Origin of the sequence: Paraburkholderia ultramafica (assembly GCF_902859915.1) — a bacterium.
In the GTDB taxonomy this organism is placed as follows: domain Bacteria; phylum Pseudomonadota; class Gammaproteobacteria; order Burkholderiales; family Burkholderiaceae; genus Paraburkholderia; species Paraburkholderia ultramafica.
In genome coordinates this window covers 13,554-32,656 of record NZ_CADIKK010000012.1, presented here as the reverse complement: position 1 = coordinate 32,656, position 19,103 = coordinate 13,554, and the positions used below count along the sequence as shown (strand labels likewise).

General features: G+C 53.8%; 17 protein-coding genes and 1 pseudogene. 5 read left to right on the top strand and 13 right to left on the bottom strand.

Annotation, left to right across the window (positions count from 1 at the left end):
• Positions 1 to 412 precede the first annotated feature (412 nt).
• From HV744_RS14300 to HV744_RS14285, 4 genes are read left to right on the top strand one after another with little or no spacing between them, the layout of a single operon-like run.
• Positions 413 to 1,567 (top strand): KpsE/RkpR family capsule polysaccharide export protein, encoded by a 1,155-nt coding sequence (locus HV744_RS14300; protein ID WP_175150284.1) that lies wholly within the window; start codon positions 413 to 415, stop codon positions 1,565 to 1,567.
• 15 nt (positions 1,568 to 1,582) lie between these two features.
• On the top strand, positions 1,583 to 2,374 hold the full coding sequence (locus HV744_RS14295; protein WP_175150138.1) for an ABC transporter permease: 792 nt from the start codon (positions 1,583 to 1,585) through the stop codon (positions 2,372 to 2,374).
• A complete protein-coding gene (locus HV744_RS14290; protein ID WP_175150137.1) occupies positions 2,371 to 3,024 on the top strand; it encodes an ABC transporter ATP-binding protein in 654 nt (217 codons plus the stop codon). Before HV744_RS14295 ends, HV744_RS14290 begins: the two co-directional genes overlap by 4 nt.
• A gap of 39 nt (positions 3,025 to 3,063) precedes the next feature.
• Complete coding sequence (locus HV744_RS14285; RefSeq protein ID WP_175150136.1) at positions 3,064 to 4,350, top strand: glycosyltransferase family 4 protein; 1,287 nt, start codon at positions 3,064 to 3,066, stop codon at positions 4,348 to 4,350.
• 7 nt (positions 4,351 to 4,357) lie between these two features.
• Here HV744_RS14285 and HV744_RS14280 read toward each other — a convergent pair whose 3' ends face one another.
• From HV744_RS14280 to HV744_RS14220, 13 genes and pseudogenes are all read right to left on the bottom strand, one after another.
• A complete protein-coding gene (locus HV744_RS14280; protein WP_175150135.1) occupies positions 4,358 to 5,470 on the bottom strand; it encodes a glycosyltransferase family 4 protein in 1,113 nt (370 codons plus the stop codon).
• Between the two features lie 67 nt (positions 5,471 to 5,537).
• On the bottom strand, positions 5,538 to 6,578 hold the full coding sequence (gmd, locus tag HV744_RS14275) for a GDP-mannose 4,6-dehydratase (protein ID WP_175150134.1): 1,041 nt from the start codon (positions 6,576 to 6,578) through the stop codon (positions 5,538 to 5,540).
• A 113-nt stretch (positions 6,579 to 6,691) separates the two neighbouring features.
• Positions 6,692 to 7,012: a cupin domain-containing protein gene (locus tag HV744_RS14270; protein ID WP_175150133.1), complete on the bottom strand. Its 321-nt coding sequence runs from the start codon at positions 7,010 to 7,012 to the stop codon at positions 6,692 to 6,694.
• Positions 7,009 to 7,737, bottom strand: a complete 729-nt coding sequence (locus HV744_RS14265) for a glycosyltransferase family 2 protein (protein ID WP_175150132.1) — start codon at positions 7,735 to 7,737, stop codon at positions 7,009 to 7,011. Before HV744_RS14265 ends, HV744_RS14270 begins: the two co-directional genes overlap by 4 nt.
• The gene (locus HV744_RS14260; protein WP_175150131.1) at positions 7,734 to 8,366 is read right to left on the bottom strand and encodes an HAD family hydrolase; all 633 of its coding nucleotides are present in this window, start codon (positions 8,364 to 8,366) and stop codon (positions 7,734 to 7,736) included. The genes HV744_RS14265 and HV744_RS14260 overlap by 4 nt, the downstream gene beginning before the upstream one ends.
• A complete protein-coding gene (locus HV744_RS14255) occupies positions 8,359 to 8,988 on the bottom strand; it encodes a PI-PLC domain-containing protein (protein ID WP_175150130.1) in 630 nt (209 codons plus the stop codon). Before HV744_RS14255 ends, HV744_RS14260 begins: the two co-directional genes overlap by 8 nt.
• Positions 8,985 to 9,746, bottom strand: a complete 762-nt coding sequence (locus HV744_RS14250; protein ID WP_175150129.1) for a glycosyltransferase family 2 protein — start codon at positions 9,744 to 9,746, stop codon at positions 8,985 to 8,987. Before HV744_RS14250 ends, HV744_RS14255 begins: the two co-directional genes overlap by 4 nt.
• Positions 9,747 to 9,809: 63 nt before the next feature.
• The gene (locus HV744_RS14245) at positions 9,810 to 10,916 is read right to left on the bottom strand and encodes a WcbI family polysaccharide biosynthesis putative acetyltransferase (protein ID WP_175150128.1); all 1,107 of its coding nucleotides are present in this window, start codon (positions 10,914 to 10,916) and stop codon (positions 9,810 to 9,812) included.
• Positions 10,917 to 11,036: 120 nt separating this feature from the next.
• Complete coding sequence (locus HV744_RS14240; protein WP_175150127.1) at positions 11,037 to 12,191, bottom strand: glycosyltransferase family 4 protein; 1,155 nt, start codon at positions 12,189 to 12,191, stop codon at positions 11,037 to 11,039.
• A gap of 65 nt (positions 12,192 to 12,256) precedes the next feature.
• Positions 12,257 to 13,234 (bottom strand): glycosyltransferase, encoded by a 978-nt coding sequence (locus HV744_RS14235; protein ID WP_175150126.1) that lies wholly within the window; start codon positions 13,232 to 13,234, stop codon positions 12,257 to 12,259.
• Positions 13,235 to 13,495: 261 nt separating this feature from the next.
• Positions 13,496 to 15,928 (bottom strand): DUF4214 domain-containing protein, encoded by a 2,433-nt coding sequence (locus tag HV744_RS14230; RefSeq protein ID WP_175150125.1) that lies wholly within the window; start codon positions 15,926 to 15,928, stop codon positions 13,496 to 13,498.
• A gap of 70 nt (positions 15,929 to 15,998) precedes the next feature.
• Positions 15,999 to 16,367 (bottom strand): annotated as a pseudogene (locus HV744_RS14225) (FkbM family methyltransferase); the annotation flags it as partial.
• A 243-nt stretch (positions 16,368 to 16,610) separates the two neighbouring features.
• Positions 16,611 to 17,777, bottom strand: coding sequence for a polysaccharide biosynthesis/export family protein (locus HV744_RS14220; RefSeq protein ID WP_175150124.1), 1,167 nt, complete (start codon positions 17,775 to 17,777; stop codon positions 16,611 to 16,613).
• 153 nt (positions 17,778 to 17,930) lie between these two features.
• Here HV744_RS14220 and HV744_RS14215 point away from each other — a divergent pair, with 153 nt between their 5' ends.
• Positions 17,931 to 19,079: a glycosyltransferase family 4 protein gene (locus tag HV744_RS14215; RefSeq protein WP_175150283.1), complete on the top strand. Its 1,149-nt coding sequence runs from the start codon at positions 17,931 to 17,933 to the stop codon at positions 19,077 to 19,079.
• Positions 19,080 to 19,103: the final 24 nt, after the last annotated feature.

The window sequence follows — 19,103 nt, the reverse complement described above, 5'->3', positions numbered from 1 at the left end:
ATGTGCCGCGCCCTCCCCCGGAAACCTCGGAATCGTTTGAATAGTAGCTGCTGGTCTTAAGCAAGGACCGAAGAATACAACATCGCAAGGTAAAAAATCGCAAAGTTACGAAAATTTAAGAAATTTGTTGGAAGGATACGAAGGTGGATGGCGCCAGCCATATCGGGTGGCTATAATCGGCCGGCCTCGCTGTATCGGGTAGGCGTACGTCGATATCTTCCACGTAAGGATTGCCAAGCATAAAACGCGTTTGCAATCCTGGCAAAAACATCGCGTAAGGATTCGTATTGGCTCACGTAAAACGTTTGCGGCCTGTTTAGTCGCAAACACTTTGCGGGCGCTTCCGTTCTTCCCTCTGTTCGCTCGGCCGGCGACAAGGGAATTGAAAGAACCATTCAAGTTGGATAAGACGTTGGAAACAGTATCTAGCAACAACGCGGCGCTGCCGCCCTCGGGGAAAAAGAAAGGGCTGGTCGAACGAATCAAGGGAGTTAATCGCATCTTTGCGTTGACTGTCGTCGGCCCGACTGCCATTGCGATTGCGTATTTCGGGCTGATCGCATCGGACGTTTACGTCTCGGAGTCCCGCTTCGTCGTTCGCAGCCCACAACGGCAAAGCCAGACGAGCGTGGTGGGCGCCCTGCTGCAAGGCACCGGATTTTCCCGCGCGCAAGACGACACTTATCCGGTGATCGATTACATTCAGTCGCGCGACGCCCTCAAGGAACTGAACCAAAACGACTATATTGCGGACGCATATGGTAACCACGGCGATTTTTTGAGCCATTTCCCCCGAAGCTTAGACGACAGCTTCGAAGCGCTGTGGAAATATTACAGCAAGCATATTGTCTCGGTTGATCTTGACTCGACGTCGGCCATTACAACGTTGCAGGTTCGCGGCTATACCGCCAAAGACGCTCAGAAAATCAATGAGACGCTACTTGAAATGAGTGAGCGCCTGGTCAACCGCATGAACAAACGTGCTGCTACGGACACGGTTCAATTTGCCCAGCACGAAGTTGACATAGCAGCTGCCAAGGCCAAGGATGCGGCTGCGGCGCTAGCGACGTACCGAGACTCGTACACGGTGTTCGATCCGGAAAAGCAATCTGCACTGCAGTTGCAGCAAGTGACTGCGCTTCAGACTCAAATGTTTGCGGCACAGACGCAACTGATGCAATTGCAATCAATTGCCCCGCAAAACCCGCAAATTCCTGTTCTGAAGACCAGTATTGCAACACTTCAAAAGCAGATTGAAGCGGCAACGGGTGGCGTGACGGGAGGAAAGAACTCTCTGTCGAACAAGGCGGCGGCTTACGCGCGGCTGCAACTCGACTCACAATTTGCCGACAAACAATTGGCGTCAGCCATGGCGGCACTTGAAAGCGCGCGCTCTGAAGCCCAACGAAAGCAGCTTTATCTGGAAAGACTGGTTGAGCCAAATACGCCTGACATCGCAATCGAACCGAAACGACTGAAATCGATTTTTGAAGTGTTTGCGTTGGGAATGCTCGTTTGGGGCGTTCTGAGCTTGCTGCTCGCTGGCGTCCGCGAGCACCACGACTGACAAATTGGGGCAACCATGCAACATAACACCCCGCTCATCAGATCGATGAAGATTCAGCTGCGCGTAGTTGGGGCGCTCCTGATGCGCGAGATCCTTACTCGTTATGGACGGCACAACATCGGATTTCTCTGGGTCTTCTTCGAGCCAATGGTGTTCACCCTCGGCATCACGGCACTCTGGACAGCATCCAAGTCGGTCCATGGGTCCAACCTTCCCATTACGGCGTTTGCGGTGACGGGATATTCGTCGGTCCTTGTATGGCGAAATTGTGCGAACCGATGCTCGCTTGCAATCATGCCAAATCAGAGCCTGTTGTATCACCGCAATGTTCGCGTAATCGACTTGTTCTTTTCTCGAATTATCCTCGAGGTAACTGGCGCCTCGCTTTCATTTCTGTTTCTTACCGTTTTCTTTGTCACCTTGGGAATGATGGCGCCGCCCGCAAATATTTCGCTGATGATCTTCGGCTGGCTGTTCCTGTGCATTTTCGGAACCGGCATGGGACTGACCATTGGAGCGCTAAGCGAGCGAAGCGAAGTCGTGGAACGTGTCTGGCACACCATTGCATATCTGATGTTTCCCCTTTCCGGCGCAGTTTTCATGGTGAACTGGCTACCAGAGGGAGTGCAAAGACTAGCCCTTCTGCTGCCGATGGTGCACGGAGTGGAAATGTTGCGAGGTGGCTACTTTGGTTCACTCGTGAAGCCGCACTATGACGTCGAGTATATGATCTTTTCAGATCTAACGCTTCTGGTTTGCGGACTGTTCCTCGTAGCCGACGCAAGCAAACGTGTGGAGCCGGAATGATCGAACTGCAGAAACTTTGCAAGGATTATCATACCCGGCAGGGACGCAAGCGAGTACTTAACGATGTCAATCTGCGCGTTGCCAAAGGCGAAAACATCGGAATTCTCGGTCGAAACGGCGCGGGTAAATCTACCCTTATCCGGATGATTAGCGGCGCGGAGTTGCCAACCTCCGGGCGAATTCTGCGTGATATGAGCGTGTCATGGCCCCTTGCATTCGGTGGTGCTTTTCAGGGTAGTCTGACGGGCATGGATAATCTGCGCTTCATCTGCAGAGTCTATGGCGCCGACGCAAAGGCTGCCGAACCGTTCGTCCAAGAGTTCTCCGAACTAGGTTACTACTTGCGCGAGCCTGTAAAGACCTACTCCGCTGGCATGCGCGCGAGACTGGCGTTTGCTATCTCGATGGCAATCGAATTCGATTGTTTTCTGATCGACGAAATCATCGCCGTCGGCGATAGCCGCTTCCATGCGAAGTGCCACCAAGAACTCTTCGAGAAGCGCACCGACCGCTCCTTGATTATTGTCAGTCACGACGCCGGGTACATACGGGAGCACTGCGACAGTGCCGCCGTTTTGGTGCGTGGCAAACTGCACACGTTCGAGAATATTGAAGAAGCCTACGCTTTCTACCAAGAAAGCGCCGGCTAGCCCCGGAACGGCAATGATCCGCCTCTTCGGAGACATCGCTTGAGCAATCAACTCCAATTGGCTCTGCTCCGGCTCGCCATCATTCTAGGATCCCAGCGACTACTGGCAGTCGCCCGGAATCTGGTACTTGGCCACCGCAGCAAAGCGGCAACTTTCGAACGCATCGCGCAAAACCCGCAGCGGCAATTGCTTGTCGACGTGTCAGTCATCGCTTCGCACGATGCCGGCACTGGCATTCAGCGCGCTGTTCGTTCATTGCTCGTTCGTCTCATTGCCGCGCCTCCCGACGGATTCGAAGTTCGCCCAGTCCGGGCTACCCGCAGACGAACATACGAATATGCGGACGCGTACCTCTGCTCACTGAGGGGCGTCAAGCCATTGGTAGCAGATCAATGCATCCGCGTCACAGAAGGAGATATCTTCCTCGGGCTGGATCTAGCCGGTCGAATCATTCCTCGCCGACAATCCGATCTGCTTAAATGGCGTGGTCAGGGCGTCCGTTTATGCTTTGTAGTCTACGACTTGCTTCCTCTCACTAGCGCGAAGTGGTTCACGACCGTCGCACAGAAGTCATTTCGGCTTTGGTTGCAGACACTGAGCGTTCACGCGGACGCCGTCTTTTGCATTTCCCGTACCGTCGCCGAAGAAACTCGAACGTGGCTCGATGACAAACTGGGAACAGCCGCGCATAACCTAGCCGTTCGGTGGTTTCATCTAGGCGCAGATTTGCACACCCACGCAAGCCCCCTCCAGATGCGCCTCCCCGCCGGCTTGTCCGTATCCAGTCAGAATTCGCTACGGCAAACGGTCATGATGGTCGGCACGCTTGAGCCCCGCAAGGGTCACACGTTAGTGCTGGATGCGTTCGACATCCTCTGGGCGAATGGCTGCAGCGCCACTCTCGTGATCATCGGCAAGATGGGTTGGCATGTCGAAAATCTGGTTGAGCGCTTGCGTACCCACCAGCAATGGGGAAAGCACCTTATTTGGCAAAGCGGCGCGACTGACGACGAGTTATCGGAAATGTATTTATCGGTTGATGGTCTTATCGTCGCGTCAGAAGCCGAAGGCTTTGGCTTGCCGCTAATCGAGGCAGCCTCATTTGGATTGCCGATCCTCGCACGTGACATACCTGTATTCCGAGAAGTCGCGGAGCAACATGCAACCTATTTCGCCGCAAGATCAGGAGCGGAGCTTGCCCCAGAAATAAACGAATGGCTTGCGCGCTTGGCAACTCGCCAGGCGCCCTCAAGCGAAGCAATGCAACGTCTAACCTGGTCTGAAAGTGCGGAACAGCTCAAGCATTTGCTTGCCGATCTTGCATGACGCGCATTCAGGCGAAACTACGACAGAGTTCAAAGGTCTGACGCGCGCAAGCCTCCCAGCTTCGCCGTCCCGCAACACGTAGACCGCGCGCTACTGCCGCTGTTCGCCACGATTCATCCAGCAGGACACTTTTGATACCATCCATTAGCGCATCAGTGTCGTCAGATCGAACGAGCCACGCTGCGTCGCCCGCTACTTCTGGCAATGAAGAGCTGTTGGACGTCAATGTCGGCACACCACTCGCCATCGCTTCAAGCACAGGCAGTCCAAAACCCTCATAGGTTGACGGAAAAAAGAACGCACGTGCACCAGCATATAAGAAAGGCAGCTGCGCCTCAGGCACAAATCCCAGATAGCGAAGCCACCCTTCCCGCTCACCGCGTTCCAGATCGGTATGCAGATCATCACTCAGCCACCCCCTGCTACCAACGAGCACCAGCGGAAACCTTTGCCGCAATGTGGCTGGCAGACGGCTGTAGGCGCGGACTAGTTGATCCACCCGTTTGCGCGGCTCCAAGGTAGATACGCATAACGAATAGTTTCCGTAAACAAGGCCATGGTCCCGTAGCGACCCAGCGAGTTCCGATTCCGATCTTTGTCGAAACTTTCCACTAACGCCCAACGGTATGGCCGTAATCTTGTCCATTGACCAGCCGAAAAATTCCGCCACCTCAAGCCTGATCGCCTCGGAGTCTGTAATGATGTGATTGGCACGCGCAAGCGTCGAGCCGAACGCAACCTCGAAATGTCGACGTCTCTGCACCGGATGGGTTTCCGGATACTTGAATACAGAGAGATCATGAACAGTCACTATTCCCGAATCCACACATTCAGGCAAAAAGTAGTTGGGCGCGTGAAAAACGGCGTCAGCCATTTGTCTACGTAACGCCCATGCACGCCACCATTTTGGTATCTGTCGGCGGAAATATCCCTGTTTCTTGCGAAGCGCAGGTATCCGCAACATGTTCGCAGGGTCGGCAACCCACTCATTAACACGAAAAAACCTCACGGAGTCGACACGTCCATCCCGCGACTGATAGTAGCGCGCAAGCTCCCACGTGTAACGCCCGATGCCAGTGAGTGGTGGCACCAAAGCATCCACTGAAAGGATTAACTTCACCCGTCACTCTCCAGCATTACCTCTCCTGCAGTTTCCGCAACGCCGATCCGCGAGGTATTCATCATGCTCAAAACGAGAATCCGCTCTTGTTGCGACGAATATCTGCTTCCACCATCATCTGGCACAACTGCTCCAGATTAGTCCTAGGCTCCCAGCCCAGTTCAGTTCGTGCCTTTGCGGGGTCGCCAATCAACAATTCAACCTCAGCAGGTCGGTAGAACTTCGAGTTGATCTTGACAATCGTCTTTCCGGAAGATACGTGATAGCCAACTTCGTTCTCGCCATGACCTTCCCATCGGATGTCGAGGCCTGCGGCCTTGCCGGCCATGGAAACGAAGTCCCGAACAGTCTCAGTGCGGTTCGTGGCCAACACATAGGTATCGGGTCGGTCTGCCTGCATCATGCGCCACATGCCTTCGACGTATTCTTTGGCAAAACCCCAATCACGTTTCGCGTCAAGATTGCCGAGCTCAAGCGTTGACAGGTTGCCTAAACTGATCTTGGCAATGCTGTCAGTAATTTTACGCGTAACGAACTCCTGACCGCGAAGCGGGGATTCATGATTGAAAAGAATACCGCTACATCCGAAGATATTGTAACTTTCACGGTAATTGATCGTCATCCAGTGTGCGTACAGCTTGGCAACACCGTACGGACTACGCGGATAAAATGGTGTGTTTTCCACCTGCGGAATCGCTTGCACCTTTCCAAACATCTCCGACGTGCTTGCCTGGTAGTAGCGAATCGCCGGATTGACGATTCGGATTGCTTCCAGAAGATTAAGCGGACCAATCGCCGTGATCTCGGCTGTCGTCACAGGCTGATCAAACGATACGCCGACAAAACTTTGAGCCGCAAGGTTGTAAACCTCTGTAGCCCCTGACTGTTGAAGCAAGCGAATGCTTGACGAAAGATCGGTCAGATCGTATTCGACTAGATGCAAATTCGGATGCTCCGAAACACCCACCTCGGCAATTCTCCAGAAGTTCACCGAGCTCGTGCGCCGGTACGTTCCGTACACAACGTAGCCCTTGTTTAGCAGAAGTTCAGCGAGATATGCCCCATCTTGCCCCGTGATACCAGTAACCACCGCAACATTCTTATTCATGGCTCTCAGATGCCCAATTCCAATCGATTTTTTCGGGAAATGCTAGTAAGCGAAGTTTTTTACTGCCGACACATACTGCGTCGCCCACAGGTTAACCATGCGGAACCAAAGCTCTACAAAACGAACTTGTCGTTGAGCGCACCTGGCGTCTTGACAACAACGTTGACTGCATCAGTTAGCGCTTCAAAGTCCGTCACATCGCCTGGTTCAAGCACGACGATGTCACCCGCTCCCCACTCTTTTCCAGCCATCCGGACCTTTCCTGACATTACAAGCGTAATTTCCGTGGCCACCTTATGGTAATGTGCGCCTTCCTTGTCGCCCGCCTTGTAGCGCTTGACCGCAACCTCACAATTGTCCGTGCTATAAGCAGTTGGTGAAAACGCACCGACAAACCACCCCTTTACCATGTCATCCAGTTTTGCGCTATTCATTCCGCACGCCTTTGAAGAATCAGACTTTCACACTGGGATACCTGCTGCAGTGTTTTCATTGGGTGATAATGATTCTGCTCCACCGTGTATGTACCGATGCGTCGTTGTTCCAAGATCAACTCGTTAAGAGATGGGCAGATGTAGAAAAGATCGTTAACAGACGCGTTCTTTCGGATCATGTTCTGGACTGCCCGAACAAAGTCCGTACCGCGTTTGAACCAGTAGAAGCCTGCGGTTGCCGCGCGGCTGATGGGGTTCTTCTCGGCGGCCTCGACAACCAGCCCATCTTCACCGCAACGTACGTATGAGTAGCGCGGGTGTACGGAAGCAAACGTGACAGTCCCAGCATGCAGATCACGGTGATGGAAATCCGAAACCACGGCGCTAAAGTCCGCTTCCAGCAAGTCGTTTCCGTTCAGAATCAGCAGTTCATCGTCCGTATCGATATGCGGTGTAGCCAGTAACGCTGTACACGCCGCGCCTTGTGTATTTTCCGGCACGGAAAGAACTGTCGCGCGCGGAGCGAGAAGGCCGACCATGTTGCCAAGGTGATAACGCCGGATGTCCTGCTCGCGCAACGCAACGATGAACTTCGCGCCGCGAATTCCGCTGCAAGCATCAATCACCCACTGGAGAAGTGGCCTACCGTCGATTTCAGCAATGCAAAGAGGATAGTCACCATCATGCAATTCAACGCCACCGGCGGCCAGAATCAAAATATTCATGCACGTGTGCCCTCATTGACCTGCCGAATGCGACTAAGGATATTCGAAATGTTGACGTCTTCAACTTCGCGAACTGCAAGTACGTGCGCACCTGAAGCAGTTGCAGCACGAATACCATTTTCGTTGTCTTCGACAATCAAACACTCATGAGGCTCAAGACCCAGACGCTCAATCGTCTTCAGATAGATCTCTGGAGACGGCTTGCCCTGCTTGACGTCGCTGGCGGACATGACATGGTCGAGATAGACATCCAGACGCGCCTTTTTCAACATCACCTCCATACTCTGCCGAATCGAATTCGACGCGACGGCCAGCTTGTAGTTCATCGCGCTCAACTTTGACAGCGCGTACTCGTGAACGAAGCGCGGCTTGCACAGTGAGTGGACCAGCTCCATCGTGTATGCCTGTTTCATCTCGTTGATGAACCCGTGCAGTTCGCGCGGCAGACCACTCTCGATAGATAACATTTCCAACTTCTTGCTCGTCGGCAGACCGTCGTAGGTGGTCAGGTGCGCATACCGGCTGATTTCAAACCCGAACAGACGCAGTGCCCTATTGAGCGCGTCGTAATGCCAGTCTTTTGCCTCGATAAGGACCCCATCCATATCGAAAATTACAGCTTTAATCATTTAAACGGTCTCCAAAAAATTTCTTTGCCTTCTCTGGATGGTCGGTACACAGCATCAGATCAGGATGTGTCGGCAATTCACGTAACATATGCCATTGCGCCTCGGCGTCTCGGCCATGCAACTCGGATGAAACGACACAAACCTTCTTACCGGCACGCAATAGGGTTTCAATCGTACGGGCGTCGTACCAAATGTCTGAGAATGCGTCGAGCCATACGCCATCCGATTGCTCCAACCAGGCTGACTGCCTTTCGACTTCACTCATTCGCGTAAATACAGGAATACCTGCCTCCAGATAAGCCCGCATGTCCGGTACGGCCATGTCGAATACAAACCATTTGCCAAGAGATCTGCTTATCAGGGTCTCCCTTAGCGCTCCGACGAGACCGTCAGCCTTGATGTTCAGTGCCAAAGGCAAGTCACGGTTTCTCAGAATTCGAAGAAGATCGGAAAACGAGATTTCATCTCCGGTCGGCATGTCGTGCGAGATGACGAGCGACCCGTTTCTGTCCCGAATGTCCGTTTCCGTGCCGAATCCGAGATCGAAGGAACGACAAAATGCGATCTCTCGGTTCTTCTCTTTGGCATCCTGCCAGTAGCCTCGATGACTGAGTACTATCATGATGCCACCTTTTGCACTGCGCGATTCGAGACGGGATGCGCCAGAAAAGTGTCGAGGTCGGCAGGGATGCCAAGTCCATACATACCCGCACCTTCACTTCCAATGTTATGAACGCCAATCCGTTGACCCTCCTCAATCAGCTGGTTATAAGTCGGCGCGACATAAAACTCGCCATTAACACGAAGGTCTTTAGCGATCATCGACTCCGCCGCGCGCACGAAATCGCAACCTCGTCTGAAATTATAGATTCCAACGGTAGCTTCGCTTGAGATAACTTCCTTCTCCACCACCCGCGAAACTTTGCCGTTTTCATCGAAACCGACGAAGGACCATTTCGGGTCATCTGCTGTCATGGTCATAATCAGACCGTCGAGGGCGTGCACCGGTAGTTGATCCACATAGGCGTCAATGGAAACGTCTACGTATTGATCACTGTTGGCGATCATCAGTGCTTCGTCGGTATCGATAAGATCCTTTGCCGCCAACACTGTGCACGCGGCCCCTTCCGTTATGCCGTTCAGGGCAATAATCTTACATCCGGGCACCCATGCCTCGAGCCGCATCTTCAGCCCGTAAGCAGCAATGTGCTCGGCCTGGCAAATGAAGATGAACCGGTGCTCCACCGTCGGACGGAGGTTCTCGATCACCAGTCTGATCATTGGAACATCGTGAACGCGAATCAGTGGCTTCGGGTCCACGTATCCTGCTTTTGCAAAACGACTGCCGGCCCCCGCCATGGGAATCACTATATTGAGCATTCTATTAATCCAGATCGATTGTCTCTTCTAGGAGATATTTCTTTGCCGCGCTAACACACAAAATTAGTCGCCGTTGAAAGGAAACCTTGTGTCGAGAGTCTTGCCACCTCCTGCCTTATGAAACTCCGTCGACGTAGGAAACGTCTTCACCACTGCGTCAAAACCTCGCAATTCCAATGACTTCAAGTGATGCAACACCTCGCCAGAATTGGGATCGCGGCCAAGGAATGTCGTGTACAGCGATTCAACGAGTTTTCGTTGATCTTCGAAATCAACGACACCTTTGGATCGCTTGAACCGCTGCAAATAGGCCGTGAGCTCGCCGTGTTTCAAAATCGCTTCCCGAAGCCTGTCTGCGCCAATCGACCTATAAGCATCGAATACTTGAGCAAAATATTCGGCGCGACTTTCCCAAATATTTGCAGAGCGCATTTCATCGAGGCGCAGGCCGGTCCCCTCATGTCCCAGCGCCAACGCGGTCGACAGATAGGGAGCAATAACGATCTGGTCGAGAACCTCAGGTCCGGTCAGTGAGATTCGCCATTCGATGCCAAGAAGGCTTAGCATGCGATTGCCAAGCGTCGCCAACACAGCTCGCGACGGATGGTTAACGGTAAATAATGGTTGGTCTGTGGTTGAGTACGCCTCGATGATGTCCGAAACCATCACATCGCAGCCAGCGGCCCTCTCACGGCGAAGCAGTTCTCTCGTCGTCAGAAACGCTTCCGATCGAACAAAGTCGGGAGGAAAGAAATCGCTTCTCTGCGTATCGCGCAGGAATTCGCTGACGTCCTTTCCGGCGAAAAAGTAGTCGATCGCGTGGGCATCATGATAAGCAAGGCGCCCGTCATAGAGATCTCTGAGCGGAAAGCACTGGGGAATCTGACCACGGTGATAGACCGCCGAAAATATGATCAGCCGGGATTTCGGCGATCTATTCTTCCTTATCCAATCCGTAGCCAGCCATTCCACATCCCGATAGTTATCCGCCACAGGCTGCGAGATAATGACGTCAGCTTCCTCAATATCCGACTTGAAGCTCTCAAATTCCGTGTTGACATCTACGCTGAAAACTTCTCGATATTTGATTTGAACATCATTCGGCCGAGTCTCGGCCATCAGCTTTGCCAGCGCGCCACCTTGACAGTTTGCGTGTATGTATATTTTCAAAATTTGTACCTGACTTTTCGAGCTTGCCAGTCAATATCTGCTGCATCGATTCACGCAATGTCAATCGAAAGCGGGAGCCACGCACCCTGTCAAATGAGATCCCACCGCAGGGCGCGATCGTTAAGCATTCGTCTCAAACACATGCGTAACTGCTCTTTCCAATCTTCCCGTGAAATTGTCAAAGCTGAAACTTGAGGCGTAAGTCTTAGCATCTTTCGAGAATTGCTGAGCCGACTTCATACCACCGTCCAACGGCAAAACCGGGGCCGCTGGATCATCAAAGGATTCGGCAACGCCTTCAATGATCTCAACCAGCGTGTCCGCCAAGCCATCGACATTGCCGGTCGTGACGGTACGTCCACGCCCTCCTGCAATCCAACGCAAATTGCCCGCGTCATACGTCACAGGGATCATGCCGGCCCGCAACCCTTCGATAACCGGCACGCAAAATCCCTCGTGATACGAAGCGGAAACCAGAACGTGAGACTGCCGGAAGACTCGCGCCAATGTCACCTCGTCGACTTTGCCGATGAAGTCGACATTTTCCCCGAGTCCGTACAGACACACTCTTTCCTTGACTTCCCGAATGTACTCCGGGTCTGAGAAGTCGGTATTACCCACGAGTCGCAGAACGAAGTGCCGATTCGTCATTCTCTTCACTTTCGCAAGGGCATCGACAATGTCCAGAATGCCCTTCGACGAAAAGAACCGTCCAACGCACATTAAATCGATTTGTCGGGTGGGTTTGTCTTCCAGAGCGCCGATCGCGGGACGATCAACAGCTATCGGCAACTCAATGAACGGCAGATCCTTGATGCTTTGTCGAGTTAATTCTTCCGAGTTTTCCCGGCTGTCGACCCAGATGGCATCAGCGTTCTTGAACAGCGCTATTTGCGCAAACGACCTGTCAATCACATCCCAAATCCGTTTGGGCATCAGGTGCTTTGGCGTTACATTATGAAAACACACCACATGTTTTCCCGTCTTCTTCGGGTTGCCCAACGCCTCGAAAAGTTCGTGATGAATCGCAAAATGATAAACAATCAAGTCCGATTGCCTGAACCAACGATTCTCCTCAAGACTTTTCGCATCTTCACACAGCTCGAAGTTCATGTCCGGAAAATCGTTGCGAACGCCGAGCGCACGCACATTGCTAAAGCCGGTTTCGCGCAATGCATTGTAGTAGTCATTCGCAGAATGCCCAACGGCATCACCTCGCAGAAACCACGGACAAACAATGGAAATTCTGATGTTCTTAAGCTTGGAATTGCTCATTTCGTTCGAAGAAGATACCGGCCTTCCGTCAGGCACAACGCCTTCAGGTTAGCGCTGACGGGCCATTAAAATGTAAACGCTTCTACCGGACGGCAATTCGACGCAAGGTACTTGTCCAGAGTAGCCTTCAATGATGCTCCACTAAGCACACCAGATTTTCCGTTCACAATGTCGACCAACGAGGCCGTCATACCAGCCACGTCACTTGGATCGAAGCAGATGCTCGCATTCATGTTGACCTCGGAGCATGACGACACGTTAGATGTAATGACCGGGACACCGTACTCCTGGGCCTCCAGAATCGGCAATCCAAGTCCCTCATACACAGATGGAAATAACAGGACCGAAGCTTGGGCGTATTGGCTAGCCAATACCTCGTCGTCGATATCGCGATGCCACTCCACGTCGAGCCCCAACCGTTCCATGTTTGAGAAGAAGCGCAAAGCGTCGTTAATGCTGATCCGTTCCTTACCGACTACTTTCAAACGGAAAGAGGTCAGCTTTGCCGCCGCCGTCAGGACCAATTCGATGTTCTTGAGATTCTTACGCCAATCCAGCACGTTCACTAGCAAGACGGTCCGCGTTGCCGAACCCGCTAGCGTGGTGGCCTGGCATTCGAAAGGAATGTCCGTGATGGTCGATGGCACCTGATCCGCAGTGCGATAGAGATTCATGAAGTCCACCCGCGTGGATTCACTGATGCACACTACCCGCTCCGCATTTGCGAGGTAGTACCGGAATCCCAGATCGTGCTGTCGAGCGAAGTCGTAGACGTCCAACTCGTTTGGAAAACGCAGACAAGCAGTTGCCAGCAAATTCGGTACGAGGTCATAGACGATGCCAACCACGCGCGGCATAGGCGGAACACCCAAATCACATATCCAGGGCGCGGTCACCACGTTAACGTCAAAATCATCCGGATTGATCGTTTCGGAAGTCCATTCGACGGCAAAAGGCTGTTCTGTCTTGCCCATCGATGCGCCGGTGGTGGAAGCACCCGATCGCGAAGACCAATAAGGGCCGCGCGAAGCCTGCGTTTTCACAGACTTTGTCCTTGCACTAAAGCGTCCCAGATATATCTTTCCTTCTTTCGGCGCGCCGAATGTTACGCGCCAACCGCGACTTTCAAGCTTCCCCGCGTAGTAGAGAATGACTCGCCTTACTCCGACGTGAAGGCTCAAGAAATCCGGTTCTACAATAAATAAGGTCCTAATGATGACCACCCTCTAAGTTCCTGGACGATTTGCTGGTAGTGCCTGCAGGAAGGCGACGCCACCAGGACTGTCTAAGTTATTGATCGTTCTTTACGACTTTTTGAAGACCTCAAGGCTTACCAGTCCAAGACTTAGCAGCCGCGGATCCGAGCCCATGCCGATTTCTTGCGGAGAACAAGGATCTTGAGGGGTAAACGAAATTCGAAGTACTGCAGTTCGGTTCAATAGCTCCTTCGGCACACTAAAGTGGAACGGCTGATCGTCGAAACTCGCGTTGAGGGCGAAATGGCCCACGGCCATTCCGTTGACTGTCACACTGATTACCGTCCTTGACGCGGGAGGTCTTACAAACCCTTTGGCGTAGCCCTCGACGACCAGGTCGCATCCCGGGTAGTTGGAGTGAAGAACGAGTTGCGCTTCATCCCCTAGCATCCAGCAGCCCCACGGTTCCGGCTGGGACCAACCCGAACCCAGCGCAGCAATGCCAGTTCCTCCGCTAGAAAACAACTGCTTGCCTTCCGCCTGCGGCGTGCGGACGATAGGCGGCGGCTCTACCAGAATGTGGCGGAGCTTCATTTCATCACGAGGCACAAGGAAGTGCATCCGCAAAATATTGTTCGTGAGAAATACCTCTCTCGGCAATTCGACGCGCAACAGCGTTCCGGACATCGGCGTCACCGTCGCAGGGACGTCGTTTGCCAGGATGGTGGGCAGAACTTGAGTGTCCTCGACCTCAATCTGAACAAGGATCGCATCAGTAGGCGTCACGGGTAGCTTGAATGTGATTTCGCCGTATGTCTCAGCCGTGAGGACAATCGCTTCTACGTTCACTTCCCAGGCGGAGTCCACGTAGACCCCCATCTGGACTGCTTTTTGCCCCCATTTGCCGCCAAAATTGACTTTCCTTCCAAAACCAACCGCCGGGGTGGTCTGTTCCGCAGTGGGATTGCCGCCACCGGGCACCATATGCTTGTCGCCAACCACCGGCATCGCCTCAAAGCCGTCCATCAAGCCTTTACGCATCGTCGTCGATATGACGTGCACATTTCTCGCAAGACGAGCCACGTAGCCGGCGGCACGGAGGCGGCGCGTCAGTTCGACGTCCTCGGCCTGCCCCCAGAACAGGAGTTCGTTCCAGCGCACACGTTTCAACACTTCCGCTTTGGCGATCATGATTCCGCCATTGATGAAAACGTGACGTGACCAATCTCCGTATTCAAGCGTCGCCGGTGACGTAAGCGACCATTCACCCCCCAACGTAACCCAATCTGGCATCCTGCGACCATCCGGCCGAGATTGCCGACAAACGAGAACAGAATAGTCGGAACCGTACGCGCTGAGATTCTTGATGAAATCCGACGGAATCGTGTAGCGATCGTGAGCAATGACCAGATTTTCAGTCGTAGCGGCATCGACAATCTGGTTCTTCTTTTTCGTGATCCAGCCGAGAGTCGGAAATTCATCGGGCTGACGAACAAACGTCACATGCTTGTATGTCTCACCCAAGTCGGTCTTCAACGACTCCGGCCCGCAGACAATGCACTCCACCGTCTGACCGGCGACACGTTCGACGTTTTCCACGCTCTCAATGAAAGCTCGTAATAACTCTGGACGCTTGCCGTCGGTTACCACACCGAAGGAGAACCCGGCGAGGTCATTTGTGCGGCGAATCGTGCGAGTGTTCACTACCGCGAACAGGCATGACCCGGCATCGTAGGTATGTTCGAAGACAATCTTCGTATCACCCCATTCCGCGATAAGATTTTTGAGTTCAAAAATAGTTAGCAATGCCGTATTCGACATGCGAATCAGCAATTTCCCGCCGGGCGCAAGCAACCGCAGTGCTTCATCGACTACGAGGGGCCACGCCTTAATAGAGCCAAGATCGCGCTCCGTCAGATAGACCACATCGAAGCTCTGGTGAAACTCAGCGGGAAGTCGAAAATCGGACTTCGGATTATAGATGCGAGAGCTCGACTTCATCCAACCAAGGGGAGGACGATCACCAGCCCAGAATACTTCCGATGACTTGCCCAGCAGTTCTTTCAACGAATTGTCGAGTTCCAGTGCCGCAGCAGGAGCCGTCGTGCCCTGCTGAGCTACCGACGTTTCCCTTTTTTGTTCCGGAGAATACTTTGCCCGCGTAAAGATTCCTTTGGCCGTGGACTTCCCGTTTGCGTACTGGCTAACGAAAGTCGATTTTGCGCCGCTATCGAGCCTGAATACCGGCCTGAGCAGACGCCCGACTATAGGGAATCGCGTAAGCTCATAAATGCGGATAGCCTCTTTAAGCCCGGGGAGATCAACGCCAGTCGCCCGCGCCTCGCCAGAATTAGATAGTTGCGCAAGGATTTGAATTTTCGGCGCGCCATTGCGCAAACGGGCGAGATAATAGTTCATTCCGTCGATATCAGGCGCCCTCTTCAACAACGTGAAATAAGAGCTTTCGATAAACTGGATATCGTCCGTCGACAACAATGAACTCAGATCGAACGCTGCGCCAGCGAAGGGATTGCTTGACATTTTTACTTTCCGAATACCCACCGAAATTGCTTGATTGATTGGTTTGATAAGACGCCAATGTTTAATCGGCTAGCGTAATGCAGGGTACGGTGACTTCACGAATATCGAACCCTCGCTGACGATGTTGCTCCGCAATTTTGGCATCTGCCGTCGAGATGCCTATACCAGGAATCTCAAAGAACGGCAGCAGCGTTGAACTATCTCCAACCGCAGCCTGAATAACCGTATCGCCAGGCCGCTGCTCTCTGAGCAACTGGGCATAGTGAAACGTCGGTTCGACATGCACCCCGTGCCACCCACGCTCGTGGAACGCGAGTGAAACCGAATCGATGATCGGATCCTGGGCACCAATATCAATATATCGGCCGTGCTCGACATGCCCTACCGCCCGCCAAAGCATAACGTCTTCGAAATTCTGCGCATAGGACGTAATGCTCATGGCGCGACTCGCAAAATCAGACGCAAACAGGCGCGGCATCGCAATTGCGAACACGCAGAAATCGCCAAACCGAAGTCAAAAAAACAGTTACACATGGCATCCCCGAAGGCGGTGCGCAAGCTTACAGTGTCGACACCACGCAAGTCAGATTGCACGAAACACGCACGCCGTTTTGCTCTTACCTATCGCAACGTGCGCGTTCGCCGTCAGCACTTGACGGATGTGGAAAGACGCTTACTCTGCTTACCTAAACGTCTGAACTCCCGTAATCACTGGATACGCCACCGAGAACACCACATTCAAGAACTTCTGCACCTCGGCGATCGGCGCATTCGACACATACAGCAGATCCTTGTTATCCATAATGAAGCTCTGCGCCACAAAGAACGAGTTCGGGTCACGAAGATTCACGCGGTAAACCACCGGCACCTTGCCGTCCGCCGTAGTACGCACAGGCGTATTCGGCCATGGCAACGCCTTCGCATCTTCGAGTCGGAAAATAAACACGCCCTGTGCGTCCGAGCGCGAATCTTCCAGACCGCCTGCGCGAGCCAACGCCTGCGCAAGCGTGATCCCCTGTGCCTCAAAATTGATTTCCTGATTCTTACCGGTCGCCCCGAGCGACGTGAAGCTGAACGGCTGGAACAGTGCCGTCACCACATCGCCAGCATGCAGCGGCACATTCTGGCGAGGATCGCGAATCACCGTCTCGAGCGGCAACGAAGCCACGGTGTCGCCACGCGTCACCTGAATCGTGATCTTGTCGACCGGCTGCTTCACGCCTCCCGCGGCTGCCAGCGCATCGAGCAAACGCTCACCACGCGCGCTCAGCGCCATCCGGTTGCTACTCGCGACGTCACCCACCACGGTGACATACGATGTGGCGTTGCGCGAAAGCTTCACCAGCACTTGCGGATCGTGAGCGATATTCTTCAGGCGCGAAGCAATATCTCGCTGCAACTCATTCGGCGTACGGCCGACCGCTCTCAATTCACCTGCGAATGGCACGTTGATCTTGCCGTCGCCATCGATCGTCTGATCCGGCAGAACGGTCACACGCGCGTTTGTCGTGCCGCCTTTCGAATCGATTTGCGCTGCGCCGAAGAGCGTCGCGGGAGGCGCCTCCCAAATCGACACTTCAATCGTGTCGCCGACACCTAGCTGCTGCTGGAACGAGGTGCTATTGCCCAGCGTAGCCGAGAAATCGCCGACACTACGTTCTGCAAAGAGCTTGCGCGCGACGTCGTCCGTGACATCGACAATCTGGATACCGGCCGGATTTGCGGCCGCTCCAGCGCTGCTAATTTGCGAACGGCTAGGCCCGGAAGTCGGAATGCTCGAGCACCCGCCAAGTGAAATCGCCCCAAAGACGACTGCGGTGAAAACAGTACAACGAGACAGACGCGGCATTTATAACTACTTTTGACAAAAAAAGTTAGCGAGTAAAACCTCGGCGCGAATTGTCTCATGCACTCGGGTAGAATGGCACGCTGTAGTCAAAAAATCCACACCAGAAATTTCAGAAAATTCTGCGCGCCAGCTAACAAATCGACTCACACTCTCGTGCCAACCCTCTTCCTGGACGTCACACGCCTCCTCACGCGCCTTTACGACGGGCTTTTGCCTACGGGCGTGGACCGCGTCGGCCTCGCATATATTCAGAAGTACGGCGAAAAAGCGCGCGCAGTTCTCAGCGAGCGCGGTTTTTCCACGGTATTAAGCGAACGAGACTCGCTGCAAACGTTTGCAGCACTTCTTTCACCCGCATGTAATAGAAATGCTATTCGCGCATTAGTCGCCCGCGCGTGCCTTAATCGCCTGCGAGAAACAAGACTCAGCGGAATTCTGTTGCACACAAGTCACAACGGGATGGAATTCAGTCGCTATTACAGCGCAATGGCACAACGCCAAATTCGCCCCGTGTTCATGGTCCACGATTTAATCCCACTCACCCACGCCGAGTATTGCCGCCCAGGCGTCGACGCAACGCATCGGCACCGCATGCACACGGCGCTGAAGCACGCGAGCGGGTTAATCATGAACTCCCAGGCCACTCTCGACTCGCTCGCAGCCGAAGCGCGGCGCGCCAATCTTCCTTTGCCGCCGACCGTCGTCGCACGCCTCGCCTCCGGCGTCACGCAACGCCCGTTCGCCGAGCGCCCTCTGCCCACACCTTACTTCGTCATGCTCGGCACCATCGAGCCGCGCAAGAACCACTGGTTCATCCTGCACGTCTGGCGGCGTCTCGTCGAACAACTCGGCGCGGCGGCACCGAAGCTTGTCGTGATCGGCCGCCGCGGCTGGGAATGTGAAAACGTCGTCGACATGCTGGAGCGCTGCGAGAATCTGAAGGGCGTCGTGATAGAAGAAGCGCACTGTTCCGACGAACAGTTGCACGCTTATTTGCAGCACGCACAGGCGCTGCTATTTCCGTCGTTCGTCGAAGGCTACGGCATGCCACTCGCCGAAGCGCTCGCGTTGAAAGTACCGGTACTCGCGAGTGATCTCGATGTCTTTCACGAAATCGCGGACGACATTCCCGACTACCTCGACCCGCTCGACGGCCCCGGCTGGCTCTCCCGCATTCAGGCATACGCTTGTGCGAATAGCCCCGAGCGCGATGCGCAGCTGACGCGCATCGAACGTTTTCGCGAACCGACCTGGGCGGAGCATTTCGAGCACGTCGACGGCTTTCTTGAGACGCTGCGTTAAATGAAGCAACGCGTCGCTGGAAAC

Excerpts from the sequence above, each read along its gene's own strand:
- gmd (WP_175150134.1), bottom strand. The coding sequence starts at position 6,578 with ATGAATAAGAATGTTGCGGTGGTTACTGGTATCACGGGGCAAGATGGG.
- HV744_RS14265 (WP_175150132.1), bottom strand. The coding sequence starts at position 7,737 with ATGAATATTTTGATTCTGGCCGCCGGTGGCGTTGAATTGCATGATGGT.
- HV744_RS14255 (WP_175150130.1), bottom strand. The coding sequence starts at position 8,988 with ATGATAGTACTCAGTCATCGAGGCTACTGGCAGGATGCCAAAGAGAAG.
- HV744_RS14250 (WP_175150129.1), bottom strand. The coding sequence starts at position 9,746 with ATGCTCAATATAGTGATTCCCATGGCGGGGGCCGGCAGTCGTTTTGCA.
- HV744_RS14220 (WP_175150124.1), bottom strand. The coding sequence starts at position 17,777 with ATGCCGCGTCTGTCTCGTTGTACTGTTTTCACCGCAGTCGTCTTTGGG.
- HV744_RS14270 (WP_175150133.1), bottom strand. The coding sequence starts at position 7,012 with ATGAATAGCGCAAAACTGGATGACATGGTAAAGGGGTGGTTTGTCGGT.
- HV744_RS14260 (WP_175150131.1), bottom strand. The coding sequence starts at position 8,366 with ATGATTAAAGCTGTAATTTTCGATATGGATGGGGTCCTTATCGAGGCA.
- HV744_RS14290 (WP_175150137.1), top strand. The coding sequence starts at position 2,371 with ATGATCGAACTGCAGAAACTTTGCAAGGATTATCATACCCGGCAGGGA.
- HV744_RS14230 (WP_175150125.1), bottom strand. The coding sequence starts at position 15,928 with ATGTCAAGCAATCCCTTCGCTGGCGCAGCGTTCGATCTGAGTTCATTG.
- HV744_RS14295 (WP_175150138.1), top strand. The coding sequence starts at position 1,583 with ATGCAACATAACACCCCGCTCATCAGATCGATGAAGATTCAGCTGCGC.
- HV744_RS14240 (WP_175150127.1), bottom strand. The coding sequence starts at position 12,191 with ATGAGCAATTCCAAGCTTAAGAACATCAGAATTTCCATTGTTTGTCCG.